15 protein-coding genes are annotated in these 18,115 nt (G+C 71.0%); 10 read left to right on the top strand and 5 right to left on the bottom strand.

What is annotated here, in order from left to right; translation table 11 throughout:
• Positions 1-160: 160 nt before the first annotated feature.
• Complete coding sequence (locus QFW96_RS01710; RefSeq protein ID WP_281453674.1) at positions 161-727, top strand: DUF3090 domain-containing protein; 567 nt, start codon at positions 161-163, stop codon at positions 725-727.
• A 5-nt stretch (positions 728-732) separates the two neighbouring features.
• Entirely contained in the window at positions 733-1,533 is an 801-nt protein-coding gene (locus QFW96_RS01705) for an SCO1664 family protein (RefSeq protein WP_281453673.1), read from the top strand.
• A 42-nt stretch (positions 1,534-1,575) separates the two neighbouring features.
• Here QFW96_RS01705 and QFW96_RS01700 read toward each other — a convergent pair whose 3' ends face one another.
• On the bottom strand, positions 1,576-2,817 hold the full coding sequence (locus QFW96_RS01700) for a serine hydrolase domain-containing protein (protein ID WP_281454020.1): 1,242 nt from the start codon (positions 2,815-2,817) through the stop codon (positions 1,576-1,578).
• Positions 2,818-2,936: 119 nt separating this feature from the next.
• On the opposite strand from QFW96_RS01700, the gene QFW96_RS01695 reads away from it, so the two are divergent.
• Together QFW96_RS01695 and QFW96_RS01690 are read left to right on the top strand one after the other, a co-directional pair.
• The gene (locus tag QFW96_RS01695; protein WP_281453672.1) at positions 2,937-4,337 is read left to right on the top strand and encodes an ATP-binding protein; all 1,401 of its coding nucleotides are present in this window, start codon (positions 2,937-2,939) and stop codon (positions 4,335-4,337) included.
• The gene (locus QFW96_RS01690) at positions 4,337-6,289 is read left to right on the top strand and encodes a vWA domain-containing protein (RefSeq protein ID WP_281453671.1); all 1,953 of its coding nucleotides are present in this window, start codon (positions 4,337-4,339) and stop codon (positions 6,287-6,289) included. Before QFW96_RS01695 ends, QFW96_RS01690 begins: the two co-directional genes overlap by 1 nt.
• Before the next feature lie 230 nt (positions 6,290-6,519).
• Here the strand turns inward: QFW96_RS01690 and QFW96_RS01685 are convergent, their stop codons facing one another.
• Genes QFW96_RS01685 through QFW96_RS01675 form a run of 3 tightly spaced genes read right to left on the bottom strand, consistent with a single transcriptional unit; the run spans position 6,520 to position 9,327 of the window.
• Positions 6,520-7,410: a glycine betaine ABC transporter substrate-binding protein gene (locus tag QFW96_RS01685; RefSeq protein ID WP_281453670.1), complete on the bottom strand. Its 891-nt coding sequence runs from the start codon at positions 7,408-7,410 to the stop codon at positions 6,520-6,522.
• A gap of 29 nt (positions 7,411-7,439) precedes the next feature.
• Positions 7,440-8,318 (bottom strand): ABC transporter permease, encoded by an 879-nt coding sequence (locus tag QFW96_RS01680; protein ID WP_281453669.1) that lies wholly within the window; start codon positions 8,316-8,318, stop codon positions 7,440-7,442.
• Between the two features lies 1 nt (position 8,319).
• The gene (locus QFW96_RS01675) at positions 8,320-9,327 is read right to left on the bottom strand and encodes a quaternary amine ABC transporter ATP-binding protein (protein ID WP_425524711.1); all 1,008 of its coding nucleotides are present in this window, start codon (positions 9,325-9,327) and stop codon (positions 8,320-8,322) included.
• Positions 9,328-9,859: 532 nt separating this feature from the next.
• On the opposite strand from QFW96_RS01675, the gene mshC reads away from it, so the two are divergent.
• A complete protein-coding gene (mshC, locus tag QFW96_RS01670) occupies positions 9,860-11,098 on the top strand; it encodes a cysteine--1-D-myo-inosityl 2-amino-2-deoxy-alpha-D-glucopyranoside ligase (protein WP_281453668.1) in 1,239 nt (412 codons plus the stop codon).
• A 265-nt stretch (positions 11,099-11,363) separates the two neighbouring features.
• Positions 11,364-12,593 carry a styrene monooxygenase/indole monooxygenase family protein gene (locus QFW96_RS01665; protein WP_281453667.1) on the top strand — a complete coding sequence of 410 codons (1,230 nt, stop codon included), beginning with the start codon at positions 11,364-11,366 and terminating at the stop codon, positions 12,591-12,593.
• Positions 12,594-12,665: 72 nt separating this feature from the next.
• Here QFW96_RS01665 and QFW96_RS01660 read toward each other — a convergent pair whose 3' ends face one another.
• Positions 12,666-13,565 carry a PAC2 family protein gene (locus QFW96_RS01660; protein WP_281453666.1) on the bottom strand — a complete coding sequence of 300 codons (900 nt, stop codon included), beginning with the start codon at positions 13,563-13,565 and terminating at the stop codon, positions 12,666-12,668.
• 116 nt (positions 13,566-13,681) lie between these two features.
• Between QFW96_RS01660 and QFW96_RS01655 the strand changes: the two genes are divergently transcribed.
• From QFW96_RS01655 to QFW96_RS01640, 4 genes are all read left to right on the top strand, one after another.
• Positions 13,682-16,006, top strand: a complete 2,325-nt coding sequence (locus tag QFW96_RS01655) for a lysylphosphatidylglycerol synthase domain-containing protein (protein ID WP_281453665.1) — start codon at positions 13,682-13,684, stop codon at positions 16,004-16,006.
• A 101-nt stretch (positions 16,007-16,107) separates the two neighbouring features.
• Entirely contained in the window at positions 16,108-16,779 is a 672-nt protein-coding gene (locus QFW96_RS01650) for an HAD family hydrolase (RefSeq protein ID WP_281453664.1), read from the top strand.
• The gene (locus QFW96_RS01645; protein WP_281453663.1) at positions 16,776-17,717 is read left to right on the top strand and encodes a homoserine dehydrogenase; all 942 of its coding nucleotides are present in this window, start codon (positions 16,776-16,778) and stop codon (positions 17,715-17,717) included. Before QFW96_RS01650 ends, QFW96_RS01645 begins: the two co-directional genes overlap by 4 nt.
• 74 nt (positions 17,718-17,791) lie before the next feature.
• Complete coding sequence (locus tag QFW96_RS01640; RefSeq protein ID WP_281453662.1) at positions 17,792-18,055, top strand: phosphoribosyl-ATP diphosphatase; 264 nt, start codon at positions 17,792-17,794, stop codon at positions 18,053-18,055.
• The last annotated feature ends 60 nt before the right edge of the window (positions 18,056-18,115 follow it).

Genomic DNA, 18,115 nt, shown 5'->3' with positions numbered 1-18,115 from the left:
CGTATCGGCAGTCAGCGTGCCGCGCCGCAGTTCACCAACAGCGAACACGCTCCCGCGGGGGAGGGTCATCCCTGGTCACCGCGTTGCACCGGAAGGTGATGTACAAAACGGGGGCCAGTCGCGCACGACGTGCGCTCGGTGGCCTAGTGTCGGAGGGGTCATGGCTCGTGTCATCCACGTCTTCCGCCAACCCGACCGATTCGTCGCCGGAACGGTCGGGGAACCCGGCGATCGCACCTTCTACCTGCAGGCGTCCGAGGACGTCCGCACGGTCAGCGTGCAATTGGAAAAGCAACAGGTCTCGGTCCTGGCCGAGCGGATCGGTGCGCTCCTCGACGAGGTGCAGCGCCGGTTCGACGCCGACCTGCCCGGCTCCACGCCCGAGGAGCTCGTCGACACCGAACCGCTCTCGGTCCCGGTCGACGAGGAGTTCCGCGTCGGCACGATGGGCCTGGGCTGGGACGCCGAGTCCGAGGCCGTGGTCGTCGAACTGCTCGCGGTCACCGAGGAGGAGATCGACGAGTCGGTCGTCCTCGACGACACCGAGGAGGGGCCGGACGCGCTGCGCGTGTTCCTCAGCCCGGTGCACGCCCGCGCCTTCGCGGAACGCGCCGAGCGGGTCATCAGCGCAGGTCGCAAGCCGTGCCCGCTGTGCAGCGAACCGCTGGACCCGGCTGGTCACATCTGCCCGCGGCAGAACGGCTACCGGCGCTCGGACGAGGTCTGAGCCCCGTGGCCGTCGAGGAGCCCGCGACCTGCGAGCTGCTGCGCCACGGGCGGCTGGAGATCCAGGGCAGGCTCGTCGAGGCGTCCAACGCGACGCTGTTCTGCTCGGTGGAGCTCGACGGCCTCTCCGGTGAGTGCGTCTACAAGCCGGTGCGCGGCGAGCGCCCGCTGTGGGACTTCCCCGACGGCACCCTGGCCGGCCGCGAGGTCGCGTCCTACCTGATCTCGGAGGCGACGGGCTGGGGCCTGATCCCGCCGACGCTGCTCCGCGACGGCCCGTTCGGGCCCGGCATGGTGCAGCTGTGGATCGACGAGCAGGCCGAGGAGGACGCGCAGCTCGTCGACATCACCCACCCCAGCGAGGTCCGCGACGGCTGGCGGCAGGTGCTGCGCGCCCAGGACCCCGACGGCGATCCGGTGGTGCTCGCCCACGCCGACCACGACCAGCTGCGGCGGCTCGCGGTGCTCGACATCGTGATCAACAACGCCGACCGCAAGGGCGGGCACATCCTGCGCGCCCCCGACGGCCGGGTGCTGGGCGTCGACCACGGCGTCAGCCTCAACACCGACGACAAGCTGCGCACGGTCCTGTGGGGCTGGATCGGCGAGCGCGTCGGCGAGGCCGAGCTGGAGCGGCTCGGCGAGGTCCGCGCCCTCATGGAGGGGGACCTCGCCGAGGAGCTCTCCGACCACCTCACGATCAAAGAGGTGCAGGCCGTGAGCACCCGCATCGACCGGCTGCTCGAAGCGGGGGTCTACCCGGAACCGTCCGGGGACTGGCCCGCGATCCCCTGGCCGGCTTTTTGAAGCTCCGCGGTGACCGACTTCGCCGGTTTGCTGACGGGTCGGTCAGTCCGCCAGGGCCTGGTACACCAGCTGGTGCAGGTAGGGCCTGATCGGGTGGGTGCTGGAGGGCATCAGCTGGGTCAGGAACAGGACCGTGAGGTCCTCCGCCGGGTCGACCCAGAAGGCCGTGCTGGCCAGGCCGCCCCAGGCGAACTCGCCCTTCGAGCTCAGGACCTTGGCCGCCAGCGGGTCGTCGACCACCGAGAATCCCAGGCCGAAGCCCTTGCCCGCGTTGGCGACCTCGGAGAACGAGCCCATCGCCAGGGTCTCCAGGTCCGCGCCGCCGGGCAGGTGGTTGCGAGTCATGAAGTCGACCGTGCGCCCGCCCAGCAGCCGCACCCCGTCGAGCTCGCCGCGGCGCAGCAGCATCTGCTGGAAGCGGTGGTAGTCGCGCGCCGAGGAGAACAGACCGCCACCGCCGGAGGGCGCCTTCGGCGGCTCGAACGCCGTGTCGTACATCTGCTCGTGCTTGGGGTGCAGCCGAGCCTTGCCCTGCGGGTCAGCCGAGTACAGCGAGGCCAGCCGGTCGGCATCGGCCGGGTCGACCTGGAAACCGGTGTCGGTCATGCCCAGCGGGTCGAGCACGCGGGTGCGGAAGAACTCGTCGAGCCGCTGCCCGGAGGCGACCTCCACGACGCGGCCGAGCACGTCGGTGGCCACCGAGTAGTTCCAGCGTGTGCCCGGGTCGAACAGCAGCGGGATCTCCGCCCACGCGTCGCAGCAGGCGGCCAGGTCCAGGTCGGGCGCCATGCCGAACTCGAACCCGGCGCGGCGGTGCAGCTCGTCGAGCGGGTGCAGGTAGTTGAACGCGTAGGTGAGCCCGGCGGTGTGGGTGAGCAGGTGCCAGATCCGGATCGGCTCGGTCGCCGGCCGCGTCTGCGGGTTGCGGGCGGGCCCGCCGGTGTAGACGGACATGTCGGCGAATGACGGGATGAAGTCGCTGACCGGGTCGGTGAGCTCGAACGCGCCTTCCTCGTAGAGCATCATGGCCGCGACCGAGGTGATCGGCTTGGTCATGGAGTAGATCCGGAACAGCGTGTCGGACTCGACCGGTTTGCCGCTCTCGATGTCGCGCATGCCGTGCGTCGACAGGTGCGCGATCTTGCCCTGGCGGGCCACGAGCACCAGCCAGCCGGGCAGCTTGCCCGTCGTGACGTAGTCCTCGAAGTGCCGGTCGATCCGCCGCAACCGGTCCGCGTCGAAGCCGACCTCGCCCGGCTCCACCTCGATTTCCAGAGCCACCAGGGCCTCCCACCGCTTCGCGATTTTTCGTTGCCGTGGAGTGTTCTACTCCACCGGTTCACGATTCGAAATCCTCGACGCGGTGGCGGCGTTCACGTTTCCCTCGGAGTAGCGTCGTGGGCGTGACGATCCCGACCCCACCTCCAGGGCTGCCCCGCACGGCGGGGGAGCTGCGCACCAGCGGACACGAACCCCGCAGCATCAAGGCGGAGATGCGCGCGAACCTGCTGACGGCGCTGCGCTCCGGGCAGGCGCTGTGGCCCGGCATCGTCGGTTTCGACCGGACCGTGCTGCCGCAGCTGGAACGCGCGCTGATCGCCGGGCACGACGTGGTGCTGCTCGGTGAGCGCGGTCAGGGCAAGACCCGGCTGCTGCGCGGGTTGCACGCGCTGCTGGACGAGTGGACCCCGGTCATCGAGGGTTCCGAGCTGGGCGAGCACCCGCTGCAGCCGATCACGCCGGTCTCGCTGCGCCGCGCCGCCGAGCTGGGCGACGACCTGCCGGTGGCCTGGCGGCACCGCGACGACCGCTACGTCGAGAAGCTGGCCACGCCCGACACCTCCGTCGGCGACCTGGTCGGCGACGTCGACCCGGTCAAGGTCGCCGAAGGCCGGTCGCTGGGCGACCCCGAGACCATCCACTATGGACTCGTCCCGCGCGCGCACCGGGGCATCGTGACCATCAACGAACTCCCGGACCTGGCAGAGCGGATCCAGGTGTCGCTGCTCAACGTCATGGAGGAGCGCGACATCCAGATCCGCGGCTACAGCCTGCGGCTGCCGCTGGACGTGCTGCTGGTGGCCACCGCCAACCCCGAGGACTACACCAACCGCGGCCGGATCATCACCCCGCTCAAGGACCGCTTCGGCGCCGAGATCCGCACCCACTACCCGACGGAGATCGACGACGAGGTGTCGTTGATGCGCCAGGAGGCGGACCTGCCGGCGGAGGTCGGCGACCACCTGCTGGAGGTGCTGGCCCGCTTCGTGGACCACCTGCGCGAGTCCAGCGCCGTGGACCAGCGCTCGGGCGTGTCGGCGCGGTTCGCCATCGCCGCCGCCGAGACCGTCGCGGCCGCCGCGCTGCACCGCTCGGCGCTGACCGGGGAGGACCCGGCGGTGGCCCGCCCGGTCGACCTGGCCGCGGTGCCCGCCGTGCTGCGCGGCAAGATCGAGTTCGAGGCGGGCGAGGAGGGCCGCGAGGACGAGCTGCTGAACTACCTGCTGCGGCGCTCGGTCGCCGACACCGCGCGGGGCCTGTTCGCCGGGCTGGACCTGAACTCGCTGGCCGAGGCCGTCGTCGACGGACACCCGGTGGCCACCGGCGAGCAGATCGCGGGCCGGGACGTGCTCACCGCGCTGCCGGAACTGCCGGTGCTGCACCAGGTCGCCGAGCGCGCCGGGGTGCGCGCCGACGACCCGCCGGGCCGCATCGCCAGCGCCGTGGAACTCGCCCTGGAGTCGTTGTACCTGGCCAAGAAGCTGGGCAAGGACTCCGACGACGACCGCTCGGTGTACAGCTGATGAGTCCGCGCTACCGGTACTCGGCGTGGCACGGCGGGCCCGACCCGCTGGAGCCGCCGGTCGACCTGCGCGACGCGCTGGACCAGATCGGCCGCGACGTCATGGAGGGCGCCTCCCCGCGTTCGGCGCTGGAGGAGCTGCTGCGCACCGGCACCCGCGACTCGTCCGGGCTGGACGAGCTGACCCGCCGGTTGTGGCAGCGGCGCAGCGAGATGCAGCGCCGCCACCGGCTCGACGGCACGATCTCCGAGGTCCGCAGGCTGCTGGAGCGGGCGCTGGAGCAGGAGCGGCTGGCGCTGGCGGCCGACACCTCCGAGGACGCCCGCTTCCGCGAGCTGCAGCTCAGCGCCCTGCCGCCGGACGTGTCCGGGCAGGTCAACGAGCTCTCGGAGTACGACTGGCGGTCGGCGGAGGCCCGGGAGGCGTTCGAGGAGATCCGGCAGATGCTGGGCACCGAGGTCCTCGAACAGCGCTTCCAGGGCATGAAGGACGCGATGCAGGACGTCTCGCCGGAGGACGTCGAGCGGGTGCGGGAGATGCTCGACGACCTGTCGGCCCTGCTGGCCGCGCACGCCCGCGGCGATGACGACGTCCAGCAGAAGTTCGACGAGTTCATGGCGAAGCACGGCGAGTTCTTCCCGGAGAACCCGCAGAACGTCGACGAGCTCGTCGACGCGCTCGCGGCCCGGTCGGCCGCCGCGCAGCGCGTGCTCAACTCGATGAGCGAGGAGCAGCGCCAGGAGCTGATGGCGTTGTCGCAGCAGGCTTTCGGCGATCCGCGCATCGCGCAGGCGCTGCAGAACATCGACCGGCAGCTGCAGGGGTTGCGGCCCGGCGAGGACTGGAACGGGCGGGCGCGGTTCCGCGGCGACCAGCCGATGGGCATGGCGGAGGCGACCGCGGCGATGGCCGAGCTCGGCGAGATGGACCGGCTGGCCGAGCAGCTGAGCCAGTCCTACCCGGGCGCGAGCCTGGAGGACATCGACCTGGAGGCGCTGGAGCGCCAGCTCGGCCCGCAGGCCACCGTCGACGCGCAGCGGCTGTCGCAGATCGAGCGCCAGCTGCGCGATCAAGGTCTGCTGCGGCGCGCGCCGGACGGGTCGTTGCAGCTGAGCCCGCGGGCGATGCGGCGGCTCGGGGAGAACGCGCTGCAGTCGGTGATCTCGCAGCTCGGGACGCGGCGGGGCGAGCGGGACACCGACCGCGCGGGCGCGGCGGGCGAGCTCACCGGCACCACCCGGCCCTGGACCTACGGCGACGCCGAGCCGTGGGACGCCGTGCGCACGGTCCGCAACGCGGTGCTGCGCCGCGCGGCCGAGGGGCCGGACTCGCCGATGCTGGACCTCGCGGACCTGGAGGTCGCCGAGACCGAGCAGCGGTCGCGCTCGGCGGTGGTGCTGTGCGTGGACACGTCGTGGTCGATGGTGCAGGACGGCCGGTGGGTGCCGATGAAGCGCACCGCGCTCGCGCTGCACCACCTGGTGGCGACCCGGTTCCGCTCGGATGCCTTGCAGCTGGTCACCTTCGGGCGATACGCGTCCGCTGTGGACGTCGGTGAGCTGGCCGCGCTGGAGGGCGCGTGGGAGCAGGGCACGAACCTGCACCACGCCCTGCTGCTCGCGGGTCGGCACCTGCGAAAGCACTCCGACGCGCAGCCCGTCGTGCTGGTTATCACCGACGGCGAACCCACCGCCCACCTGGAGCCGAACGGGGAAGCGGTCTTCGACTACCCGCCCGACCCGCACACGCTGAGCGTCACCCTGTCCGAAGTGGACGCCCTGCACCGCCTGGGCACCACCCTGAGCGTCTTCATGCTCGGCGACGACCCCCGCCTGGAGCGGTTCGTCAACATCGTCGCCCGCCGAGGCGGCGGCCGAGTCCTCGCCCCCGAAGCCGACGGCCTCGGCGCAGCCGTGGTGGGCGACTACCTCCGCACCAAGCGCCGCCGGTGAGGTGTTCCTCGGCAGGGGACAGTTTTCATGAAAACTTCCTCCCCCTCCGGTCACCGGGGACGGGACAGTTCTCATGAAAACTGTCCCGTCCCTGATGCCCCTGCCCGTGGGTGCGAGGTTCGTGGGGTGGGGAAGTTTTCATGAAAACTTCGTCTCGGTTGGGGTCCTGAGGTGGGGACAGTTTTCATGAAAACTGTCCTTTCCATGAAAACTGTCCCCGGGAGGGATGATCAGCCCGCGAAGGACTTGATGACGTCCGGGTTGGCGTCGGCCCACTTCTTGGCGGCCTGCTGCTCCTGGCCCTTGGCGGCGCTGTTGATCTCGTTCTCCAGGCTGGCGAGCTGCTGGTCGGTCAGCTTGAACTTCTTGACCATCTCGGTGACCTCGGGGAAGTCCTGGCTGAAGTTCTTGCGCCCGACCGCGTGGATCTGCTCGGCCTGCCCCATCGCGCCCATCGGGTCCTGCAGGTCCTTGATGGGGTAGCGGGCGTAGGCCCAGTGCGGGTGCCACAGGGTCACCACGATCGGCTTCTGCTCGTCGGTCGCCTTCTGCAGCGCGGCGAGCATCGCCGTAGTCGAGGACGTCTGCAGCTGGTACTCGCCCTCCAGGCCGTACTTCGGCAGCGCCTCCTTGGTGGTGCGGCTCAGGCCGGCGCCCGGGTCGATGCCCGTGATGGTGCCGTTCAGCTCGGCGCCCTTGCCCTTGAGATCGGCGATCGTGTTCACGTCGGTCATGTAGTTGGGCACGGCGATGTTGAGCGTGGCCTGGTCGTACCAGATCCCCAGGTCCTCTAGCTGGGGTCCGTACTGCTTCCAGTAGTCCTCGTGCGTGGCGGGAAGCCACGCGTCCAGGAACAGGTCCGGGTTGCCCTGGGCGAGCCCGGCGTAGATCGGACCGGCCTCCAGCTCGGTGGCGTTGACCTTGTAGCCGCGTCGTTCCAGCAGTTCCTTGTAGAGGTACGTGACGGCGATGTCCTCGTCCCACGCGATGTAGCCGATGTTGATCTGCTTGGCTTCCTGGCCGGTCTGCGCTTCGCGGCCACCGCACCCGGCGGCGACCATCACCAGCGCGGCGAGCGCGGCCAGAATCGCGACCAGCCGCCTCGATCTCGTGCGCAACATTGACAACCTGCCTTTCCGCGGCGGCCGGACTACCCGGTCTTGGCCGCTTTGCGCTCCGCCCGCGCGACGGGCGAGCGGTCCGAGAGCACAGCGGTGATCCGGTCCAGGTAGACCGCGAGGATCACCACCGCCAGCCCGGCCTCGAAGCCCTGGCCGAGCTGCACGCGCGTCACCGCCTCGTAGATGTTGGTGCCGAGCCCGGGGGCGCCGACCATGCCGGAGATGACCACCATCGACAGCGACAGCATGATCACCTGGTTGATTCCGGCCATGATCGACGGCATCGCCAGCGGGAGCTGGATGCCGGTGAGGATCTGCCTGGTCGGCGCGCCGAAGGCCTCACCGGCCTCGACCACCTCGGAATCGACCTGCCGGATGCCCAGCTCGGTGAGCCGCACCCCGGGCGGCAGCGAGAAGATCACCGTCGCCACCACGCCCGGCACCACGCCGATGTTGAAGAACACGATCACCGGCACCAGGTAGACGAACGCCGGCAGCGTCTGCATCAGGTCCAGCACCGGCCGCACCACGTTGCTCACGTGCCGGTTGCGGGCGGCCAGCACCCCGACGGGGATGCCGATGAGCACCGCCAGCACGCTGGAGACCAGCACCAGGCTCAGCGTCTCCATCGCGGGTTCGAACTCCTCGATGCTGACCACCAGCCCGAAGCCGATGAGGCTGAACAGCGCGAACCGCCAGCTGCGCAGCCACAGCGCCAGCGCGGTGAACACCAGCACCATCACCAGCGGCGGCAACCAGGTCAGCGCGAAGCTCAGCCCCGCGACGGCGGACTTCACCACCAGGTCGATGAAGTCGAACAGCGGTCCGATGTTGTCGTTGAGCCACTCGACGGCCGCGCTGAACCAGTCACCGATCGGCACGCGCGGCAGCTGCGAGAGCGCCGTCATCTCAGGCCTCCTCGAGTTCGGTGCGGTGGCTGAGCGCGGTGAAGACCGCCTGCGGCGTGACCACGCCGATCACCCGCTGCTGGGCGTCGACCACGGGCAGCGGGCCGTTCCGGCCGATCCGGTCGAAGAGGTCCCGCAGCGGCGCGGTCGCCGGGACCGGGGTGACCCCGGCCGGGGCTGCCCCGCTGGGGTCGGCGATCGAGCCCGCCGTGAGCACCCGGCTGCGGTCGACGTCCTGGACGAACTCGGCCACGTAGTCGTCGGCGGGTTCGCTGAGGATCTGCTCGGAGTCGCCGATCTGGACGATCCGGCCCGCCCGCATCACCGCGATCCGGTCGCCGAGGCGCATCGCCTCGTTGAGGTCGTGGGTGATGAAGATGATCGTCTTGCCGAGCTGGGCGTTGAGCTCCAGCAGCTGGTCCTGCATCTCGCGCTTGATCAGCGGGTCCAGGGCGCTGAACGCCTCGTCCATCAGCAGCACGTCGGTCCCGGCGGCCAGGGCTCGGGCGAGGCCGACGCGCTGGCGCATGCCGCCGGAGAGCTGCTGCGGGTAGCGCTGCTCCCAACCGTCGAGACCGACCATGCCGAGCGCCTCCGCGGCCCTGGTGCTGATCTCGTCGTCGGGGACGCCGCGGATCCGGAGCCCGTAGCCGGCGTTGTCGAGCACCGTGCGGTGCGGGAACAGCGCGAAGTGCTGGAAGACCATGCTCATCTTCTGCTGCCGCATCGTCCGCAGCTCGCGGCCGGACATGGCGGTGATGTCGGCGTCGTCGACGAACACCTGCCCGGAGGTGGGTGTGAGCAGGCCGTTGAGCATCCGGATCAGGGTGGACTTGCCCGAGCCGGACAGGCCCATGACCACGAAGGTCTCGCCTTCCTGGACCGAGAACGAGGCGTCGACGACCGCGGCCGTGGTCCCTTCGGGCAGGGCAGAGGTGTCAGCGCCCTCGTCGAGCCGGCGAACCTGCTCGGCGGGTTGCGGGCCGAAGATCTTGTAGAGCCGTTCCACGCGTACCGAAGTCACCGATCGCCTCCACCTGATGTGCGGATCCGGATAGATCGATTCCGGCGAAGATCGAACTGATTCGAGGAATTGTTCGAGCATCCGGATTGTGGTTCCCCGGCCCTGTCCGGGAATTCGTTTCCGCTCCCTTTCGGCGGTGATCGATCATACGAGCCGTTTCGCGGATGTCCACCCGTTCAGGTGAAGATCTGATTGCGATTGCCCGGGTCAGCATGGTCGATGTGGATCATCCTGGATCTTCCAGGACGCTTGTGAACTGGGAGATCACGATTTACGGAGTGTCTGCCTCCGCTTCCTCGGGTTCTGTTGTGCATCGATTCTTAGGCCGCCCGAGTCCGTTTGTCCACTACTCGAAGATGATCTCGCAACCGGATATTCGGGGTGAATCGGAATTTGATTTCCGGAGCGGTGCGGTCCGGGTGCGATTCCGGAAAAGGTCTCGACCATCTCAGGATGTGATACGGGCGATGGTCCACATGGCGGCACCGCCTCCGCGCGGACGTTTAAGGTCGGATGCATGCAACCCTGGTCATCGGTCACCGTCCCCAAGGTGGAAGGCACGCCTCGCCCACTCCAGCTGTTCGACACCTCCGCCGCTGAGGTCCGGCCCACCGAACCCGGGCCCGAAGCGCGGATGTACGTCTGCGGGATCACCCCGTACGACGCGACCCACCTCGGCCACGCCGCGACCTACCTGGCGTTCGACCTCATCCACCGGGTCTGGCTGGACAACGGTCACCAGGTCCACTACGTGCAGAACGTCACCGACATCGACGACCCGCTGCTGGAGCGGGCCGAGCGGGACAACGAGGACTGGGTGGTGCTCGCGATGCGCGAGACCGCGCTGTTCCGCGAGGACATGGAGGCGCTGCGGGTGCTGCCGCCCGCCGACTTCGTCGGCGCGGTCGAGTCCATCCCGGAGATCGTCGAGGCCGTCGGCAAGCTGCTGGCCTCCGGCGCCGCCTACCGCGCCGACGACGCCGAGTACCCCGACATCTACTTCCGGCACCAGGCCACCGGCCGGTTCGGCTCCGAGTCGAACTACGACGAGGCCACCATGAACACCTTCTTCGCCGAGCGCGGGGGAGACCCGGACCGCGCGGGCAAGGAGCACCCGCTCGACGCGCTGCTGTGGCGGATGGCGCGGCCGGGCGAGCCGTCCTGGGACTCCGAGCTCGGCGCCGGCCGTCCCGGCTGGCACCTGGAGTGCTCGGTGATCGCGCTGAACCGCCTGGGCCTGGGCTTCGACGTGCAGGGCGGCGGCTCGGACCTGATCTTCCCGCACCACGAGTTCAGCGCCGCGCACGCCGAGGCGCTCTCCGGCGAGTACCCGTTCGCGAAGCACTACGTGCACTCCGGGATGATCGGGCTCGACGGCGAGAAGATGTCCAAGTCGCGCGGCAACCTGGTGTTCGTCTCGCGGCTGCGCGGCGACCGGGTGGACCCGATGGCGATCCGGTTGGCGCTGCTCGACGGCCACTACCGGGAGGACCGGTCCTGGACCGCGGACGCGCTCACCGCCGGTGCCGCCCGGCTGTCGCGCTGGCGCGAGGCGGTGGCGCTGAGCTCCGGTCCGGCGGCGGCCGAGGCGATCGCGGGGCTGCGCGAGGCGCTGTCGAACGACCTGGACGCTCCGGGCGCGCTGCGCGCGATCGACGCCTGGGTGGAGTCGGCGCTGGTGTCCGGCGGTGACGACGCGTCCGCGCCGGGTGCGATCCGCGCGGCGGCCGACGCGCTGCTGGGCGTCGAGCTCTAACACCGCGACCACGACGAAGGGTGATCGGGAGTCCGCTCCCGGTCACCCTTCTCCTGTCCGCTCTCCTCCGGCGAGAACAGCGGGTGAGCAGCGACGGAACATCACGTTCTGCTTGATCAAAACGAGTTCCGCACTTCCTCGACACGCCCGAACGGGTTTGATTTGATCATCGCGTCATCACTGGGAGCGACGAAGTTCGTCTGAATTGGCGTCGCACAACCCTGTTGCCCGAACACGGGGACACTCGAAAGGTGGTCGGGGAGATATGCGGAAGGTCCTGATCGTCGGGGCCGGGCAGTCGGGGCTGCAGCTGGCCCTCACGCTCCAGGCCGAGCAGTACGACGTCACGCTGGTCTCGGCGCAGACGCCGGAGCAGATCCGCGGTGGTCGGGTCCTGTCGACGCAGTCGATGTACTACCAGGCGCTGGAGATCGAGAGACGGCACGGGCTCGGCCTGTGGGACGACACCGCACCGCACCTCACCGGTCTGCGCGTGTCGGTGGCGGGCCCCGACGGCGAGCGCGCCATCGACTGGACGGCGCCGCTGAAGGACTACGCGCTGTCGATCGACCAGCGCGTCAAGATGCCGGCCTGGATGGAGCTGTTCACCGAGCGCGGCGGCGCCCTCGTGCACCGGGCGTTCACGGTCGCCGAGCTCGACGACATGGCCGGGGACCACGACCTCGTGGTGGTCGCCGCGGGCAAGGGCGAGCTGGCGTCGCTGTTCGAGCGCGACCCGCAGCGCTCGCCCTACACCGAACCGCAGCGCGCCCTCTCGGCCGCCTACGTGCGCGGGGTCCCCGGCGACCGCGACGACTCCTCGGCGGCCCGATTCAACGCCCTGGCCGGACTCGGCGAGGTCATCAGCTATCCCGGCCTCACCCTCGACGGCGCCTGCGAGATCTTGCTGCTGGAAGGCGTTCCCGGCGGCCCGCTCGACGCCTTCGGCGACCGGCCCGAGCCGCAGCAGCAGTGGGATCGGATGCTCGGCCTGCTGCGCCGGCACTGCCCGTGGGAGCACGAGCGCTTCGCCGACGCCGAGCTCACCGACGACGGCGCGACCCTAGCCGGGGCGGTGACACCGCAGGTCAGCAAGCCGATCGGGCAGCTGCCCTCCGGTCGTCTCGTCCTGGGCCTGGGCGACAGCGTGGTGCTCAACGACCCGGTCACCGGGCAGGGCGCCAACGCCGCCTGCCACGCCGCCCAGATCTACCTGGACAGCATCGTCAAGCACGGCGAGCACGCGTTCGACTGGGACTGGATGCAGCGCACCTTCGACCGCTACTGGGACGTCGCCCAGCACATCACCTCGTGGGCCAACGCCGCCCTGCAGCCGCCGCCCCCGCACGTCCTCGACATCTTCGGCGCGGCCATGCAGCTCCCCGCGGTCGGCGAGCGCTTCGCCGACGGCTTCGCCAACCCCGACGACATGACCGCCTGGTTCCTCGACCCCGAAGCCTCGGAAGCCTTCATCGCCCGCTGCGCAGCGGCCTGACCCGGCTCCCCCGCACGTCGAAAACCCCGGTTCTCGTGCGACGAGAACCGGGGTTTTCGACACGGGGAGGGGTCAGCCCGGGCCGGGGCCGAGGGGGCCCTTGCCGCCGGGGCCCCGGCGGCGGAGGTAGCGCTCGAACTCGGCGGCGATGGCGTCGCCGCTGGCCTCGGTGAGGCGGACCTCGGCGTCGCCCCGCTCCTCGAGGGCGCGCACGTAGTTGCGGACGTCCTCGTCCTCCTCGGCCATCTCGCTGACCGTCTCCTCCCACTCCTCTGCCTGGTCGGGCAGGTTGCCGAGCGGGACCTCGACGTCGAGCGCCTCCTCGACGCGGTGCAGCAGCGCCAGCGTGGCCTTCGGCGACGGGGGCTGCGAGACGTAGTGCGGCACCGCCGCCCAGAACGAGATCGCCGGGATGCCCGCCTGCACGCACGCGTCCTGGAAGATCCCCACGATCCCCGTCGGTCCCTCGTAGCGGGTGCGCTCCAGACCGAAGGTCTCCGCCGAGCCCTCGTCGTAGGCCGTGCCGCTGACCGGGACCGGGCGGGTGTGCGGCGCGTCGGCCAGCAGGGCGCCCAGCGTGACCACCGTGCGCGCCCCGAGCTTCTCCAGCTGCTCGACCAGCTCAGCGGAGAACGCCCGCCACCGCATGTTCGGCTCGATGCCGTGGATGAGGACCACGTCGTGCTCGGCGCCGGGCGGCCGGCACACCGTCAGCCGCGTCGTCGGCCAGGTGACCTGCCGGGTGACGCCGTCGACCAGCTTGACCGTGGGGCGCGTGACCTGGAAGTCGTAGTACGGGTCCGGGTCGATCTCGCTGAGGGACTCGGCGTCCCAGATGAGCTGCAGGTGCTCGATCGCGGAGCTGGCTGCGTCCCCGGCGTCGTTCCATCCTTCGAACGCGCAAACCACGATCGGGTCCGTCAACCGCGTCAGGTCGGCGTTCGGTTCAGGCGTCTGTTCGCGATCGGTCACCGCGCAAGCCTATCGCTTGGTGGTGGTCTCGTCGCTTGCCTGACCGGAGGGTCGGTTTGACGGCTCGGATTCCTGGTCCGAGGCTGGGTTGACCAGTCTGTTCGGGGCAGGTGGCCGTGGATCAGAGCCCGTCGGAGGCGAGTGGCGCGACCGGTGTTTCGCCGCGGTCGCGATTGCGGCTGTCCATCGGCAGGCATCCCCGCGACCTGGGCAAACTCGGCCTCGTCGGCGGACTGCTCACGTTGAGCGCGCTGCTGGCGCTGGTCCCGGCCAACCCGGTCGAGGTCGCTGTTCACCAACAGCTGATCGCGCTCCCGCGCGCCGTCGACCCCGTCTGGGTGGTGCTCACCTGGATCGGGTCGTGGGCGGGCATCGTCGGCGTGGTCGTGGTGACCTCCTACTTCGGCTGGGTCCGGGTGGCGCTGCTGTGCGGCGGGTCCGGCGCGGTGACCTGGCTCGTCGCGGCGCTGATGCACCAGATGCTCGGCAGGCCCTTCCCGTCGGAGGCGGTCGCGGTGGTGACGGTGCTGGCCGTGGTGGCCACCCCGTACTTCGGGCGGGTCGCCCGCTACCTGGGCTGGGGCCTGGTGCTGCTGACCGGCATCGCCGTGGTGCACCTCGACCTGCACCTGCCGCTGGGCGCGGTCGGCGGCGCGCTTCTCGGCTGGGGCGTGGGCCTGCTGTGCCACCTGGTGTGGGGCGCTCCCGGCCGCCGGGTGTCGCAGCTGGTGGTCTTCGACGAGCTGGAGCGCGCCGGGCTCGCCCCGGTGTCCATCGCCGCCCTGCGGCACGGGCTGCTGCAACCCCGCGAACTGGCGGTGACCACCGTCGACGGGCCGCCGCTGCGGGTGAAGGTGGTGCGCAGGCTCAGCCGCCGGGCGGGCGGCTGGTACAAGCTCAAGCGGTTGCTGATGCTGCTCGACGTGCAGGACGAGCCGAGCCTGTCCACACCGCACCACGAGGTCGAGCACGAGGCCTACGCCGCCCTGCTCGCCTCCCGAGCGGGCGTGCGCACCCCGGAGGTGGTGCTGGCCTGCGACGTCCCCTACGCGCCCGCGCTGCTGGTGATGCGCGAGGTCGCCGGCAGGCGGCTGACCGAGCTCGACCCCGGCGAGATCGACGACGAGCTGCTGGCCGGCGTGTGGCAGCAGGTGGCGATGCTGGCCGAGGCCCGCATCGCCCACCACGACCTGCGGGCCAAGAACATCCTCGTCGACGAGCGCGGACGCCCCTGGCTGCTGTCGTTCACCTTCAGCCACCCCGGCGCCGACGAGGCCCGCTGCGCCCAGGACCTCGCCGAAGCGCTCGTGTCCATCGCCGCCCTGGTGGGCACCGAACGGGCCGTGACCAGCGCGATCGCCGCGCTGCCCGTCGAATCGCTGGCCGCCGCCCTGCGCGCCCTGGTGCCGCTGTCGCTGCCGCGCCGCATCCGGACCCAGGCCCAGCGCGGCCGCTACTTCCTGGCCGAGCTGCGCGAGACCCTCGCCGACCGGCTCGGCCTGCCCATCCCCGGCTTCCGCTCCCCGGTGCGCCCGAGCACCGTGCTGGGGCTGGTGCTCATCGGCGCCGCCGTCTACCTGCTCATCCCCGAGCTGTCCGACACGCGCGAGGTCGCCGACGCGCTGCGGCACGCCCACTGGGGCTGGCTGGTGGTGGCGGTGCTGACCGGCTTCGTCTCGGTGGTGCTGGCGTCGATCTCGATGCAGGGCTCCAGCCGCATCCCGCTGCCGTTCTGGCGCACCCTCCAGGTCCAGATCGCCGCCGCCTTCACCGGCCGCACCACCCCCGGTGGCGCCGGGTTCTTCGGCATCAACGTCGTCTACCTGGAACGGCTCGGGCTGCGCAGGCCCCTGGCCGTCGGGGCGACGCTGCTCAACCAGGCCGGGACCGGTGCCGTGGCGGTCGTGGTGGCGGTGATCGGCGTGTTCGCCGCGGGCCTGTCGGGGACCTTCACGCACCTGTCGCTGCCCAGCTGGCAGGTGCTCGTCGCCGCCGGAGCGCTGGTGCTGGTCGCGGTGCTGGTGCTGCTGGCCCCGCCGGTGCGGCGCAAGGTGATGCCCTCGCTGCGGGAGGTCGTCCGGGAGCTGCTGGACACCCTGCGGCACCCGGTCCGCGCGCTGCAGCTGTTCGGCGGGGCGCTGGGCTACCTGATCGTCTCCGGGCTCGGGCTGGCGGCGTCGCTGGAGGCGCTGCACCCGCACTTCTCCTGGACCGCGGTGACCGTCGTGTTCATCGTCGGCAACACCCTCGGTCACCTGGTGCCCTCGCCCGGCGGCCTCGGCGCCGTCGAAGCCGTCCTGCTGGCCGGTTTGGGCGCGATGGGCGTGCCGCCGACCGCCGCGATCGCGGCGGTGCTGCTCTCGCGGGTGCTCACCTACTGGCTGCCGGTGCTGCCCGGCATCCTCATGTTCCGCTACCTGCAACACCGGGATGTGATCTGAGAGTCCTTCGGTGGGAATCGGTACAGATGGTCGTGTGTACTGGTGGGCGGTCCTTTCCTCCTCTGTGAGTCCTTTCCACCTCTGTGAACGGAGTGTTCCGCGTGGCCCAGCCCGCAGCCGTGCTGTTCGACATGGACGGCACGCTCGTCGATTCCGAGAAGCTCTGGACCATCGCGCTCGACGACTACGCAGCGCACCGCGGCGGTCGCCTCTCGCAGGCGGTCCGCGAGGACATGGTCGGCTCCAACATGACCCGCAGCATGCGGCTGCTCCTGGTGGACCTGGGCCTGCCCGACGGCAACTCCGACATCGCCACCGCCGCCAGCTGGGTCGCGCGCCGGATGACCCAGCTGTTCGCCGACGGCCTGCCGTGGCGGCCGGGCGCGCAGGAGGCGCTGCGCAGCGCGAAGGAGCTCGGGCTGCGCACCGCGCTGGTGACCTCGACGATCCGGCCGCTCACCGACATGGCGCTGGACACCCTCGGGCACGACTCCTTCGACGTCACCGTGTGCGGTGACGAGGTCGACGGCAAGAACAAGCCCGACCCCGAGCCCTACCTCAAGGCCGCGCGCCTGCTCGGCGTCGACCCCGCCGACTGCGTGGCCGTCGAGGACTCGCCGACCGGGGTCGCCTCCGCCGAAGCCGCGGGCTGCGTCGTGCTGGCCGTGCCGTGCGAGGTCCCGCTGGAGGACGGTCCGCGCCGGACGCTGCGCGACTCGCTCGCCGACGTCGACTTCACCGAGCTCGCCGAGCTGTTCACCCCGGCGGCGTGAGCACCCCGATCCCGATCGTGCTGGCCGGGCACGGGCCGGTCGGTCGCGCCTACGCCGAGCTGGTCGCCGACCGCGGCCGCCGGCACGGCCTCGACCTGCGGCTGGTGGCCGTGCGGGGCCGCGACCGGCAGCGCGAGGCGGGGGAGTGGGAGTCGCTGAGCGACCTGCCGGAGCTGCTGGAGCGCACCGGCGCTGCGGTGTTCGCCCAGGCGGTTCCCTCCGACGGCGACGACCGGGCGGCCCGCGAGGCGCTGCAGGCCCTGGACGCGGGTGCGCACGTGGTCACCGCGACCAAGTCGCACCTGCTCGCGCGCTGGACGGAGCTGGCCGGGGCCGCCGAGCGCGCGGGCCGGTCGGTGCGGATCTCCGGCGCCACCGGTGCCGCGATGCCCGCCGGGGACCTGGCGCGCTCGGTGCTGCGCGGCTTCGACGTCGACGAGGTCGCCGGCTGCGTCAACGGCACCGCCACCTTCGTCCTGGACCGCGTCGCCGACGGCGCGGACCTGGCGGAGGCCGTCGCCGAGGCGCAGCGGGCCGGTATCGCCGAGGCCGACCCGAGCCAGGACCTCTCCGGTGGTGACGCGGCCACGAAGCTCCGGCTGATCAGCGCCCTGCTGTGGGGCTGGGACCCGGCTCGGACCCGCGCCGAGACCGAACCCATCGCCCAGCTCCCCGACGTACCCGCAGGTCACCGGCTGCGCCAGGTCGCGCGCGCGAGGCGGGACGAGCCGGGCGTGGTGCGGGTGGTGCTGTCGGCCGAGCCCGAGGGTTCCCCGCTGGGCTCGCTGCGCGGTCCCGAGAAGGCGGTGCGCTACGACTGCGGCGAAGCCGGGCAGGTCACGGTCTCGGGAGGGCGCTCCAGCCCGCGCGGGGCCGCGCTTGCGATGATCAAGGACACGCTCGGCGCGGTCCTGGAGGCCACCACCGGCTTCCGCTGATCGGCCGTGATCGAGCCCGCAAACGGGCGGGTCCGATGTGAACCCGCCCAGGACGGATGCAAGGATCGAGGACTGTGAAGACCTTCGACGAGTTGTTCGCCGAGCTGCAGGAACGTGCCCGGACCCGCCCAGAGGGCTCCGGCACGGTGGCCGCGCTCGACGCCGGTGTGCACGCCCAGGGCAAGAAGGTCCTGGAGGAGGCCGGTGAGGTCTGGCTGGCCGCCGAGCACGAGTCCGACGAGGAACTCGCCGAGGAGATCTCGCAGCTGCTCTACCGGCTGCAGGTCATCATGCTGGGTCGTGGTCTGTCCCCCGAGGACGTCTACCGCTACCTGTAGATCATCTCCTGAGCGCGGGTGACCACATGTGGGTGTGCACGGACCGTCGGGCAAGCGGCG

It is taken from the genome of Saccharopolyspora ipomoeae, from assembly GCF_029952525.1.
Classification (GTDB): Bacteria; Actinomycetota; Actinomycetes; order Mycobacteriales; family Pseudonocardiaceae; genus Saccharopolyspora; species Saccharopolyspora ipomoeae.
This window is presented reverse-complemented; position numbering and strand designations above follow the sequence as displayed.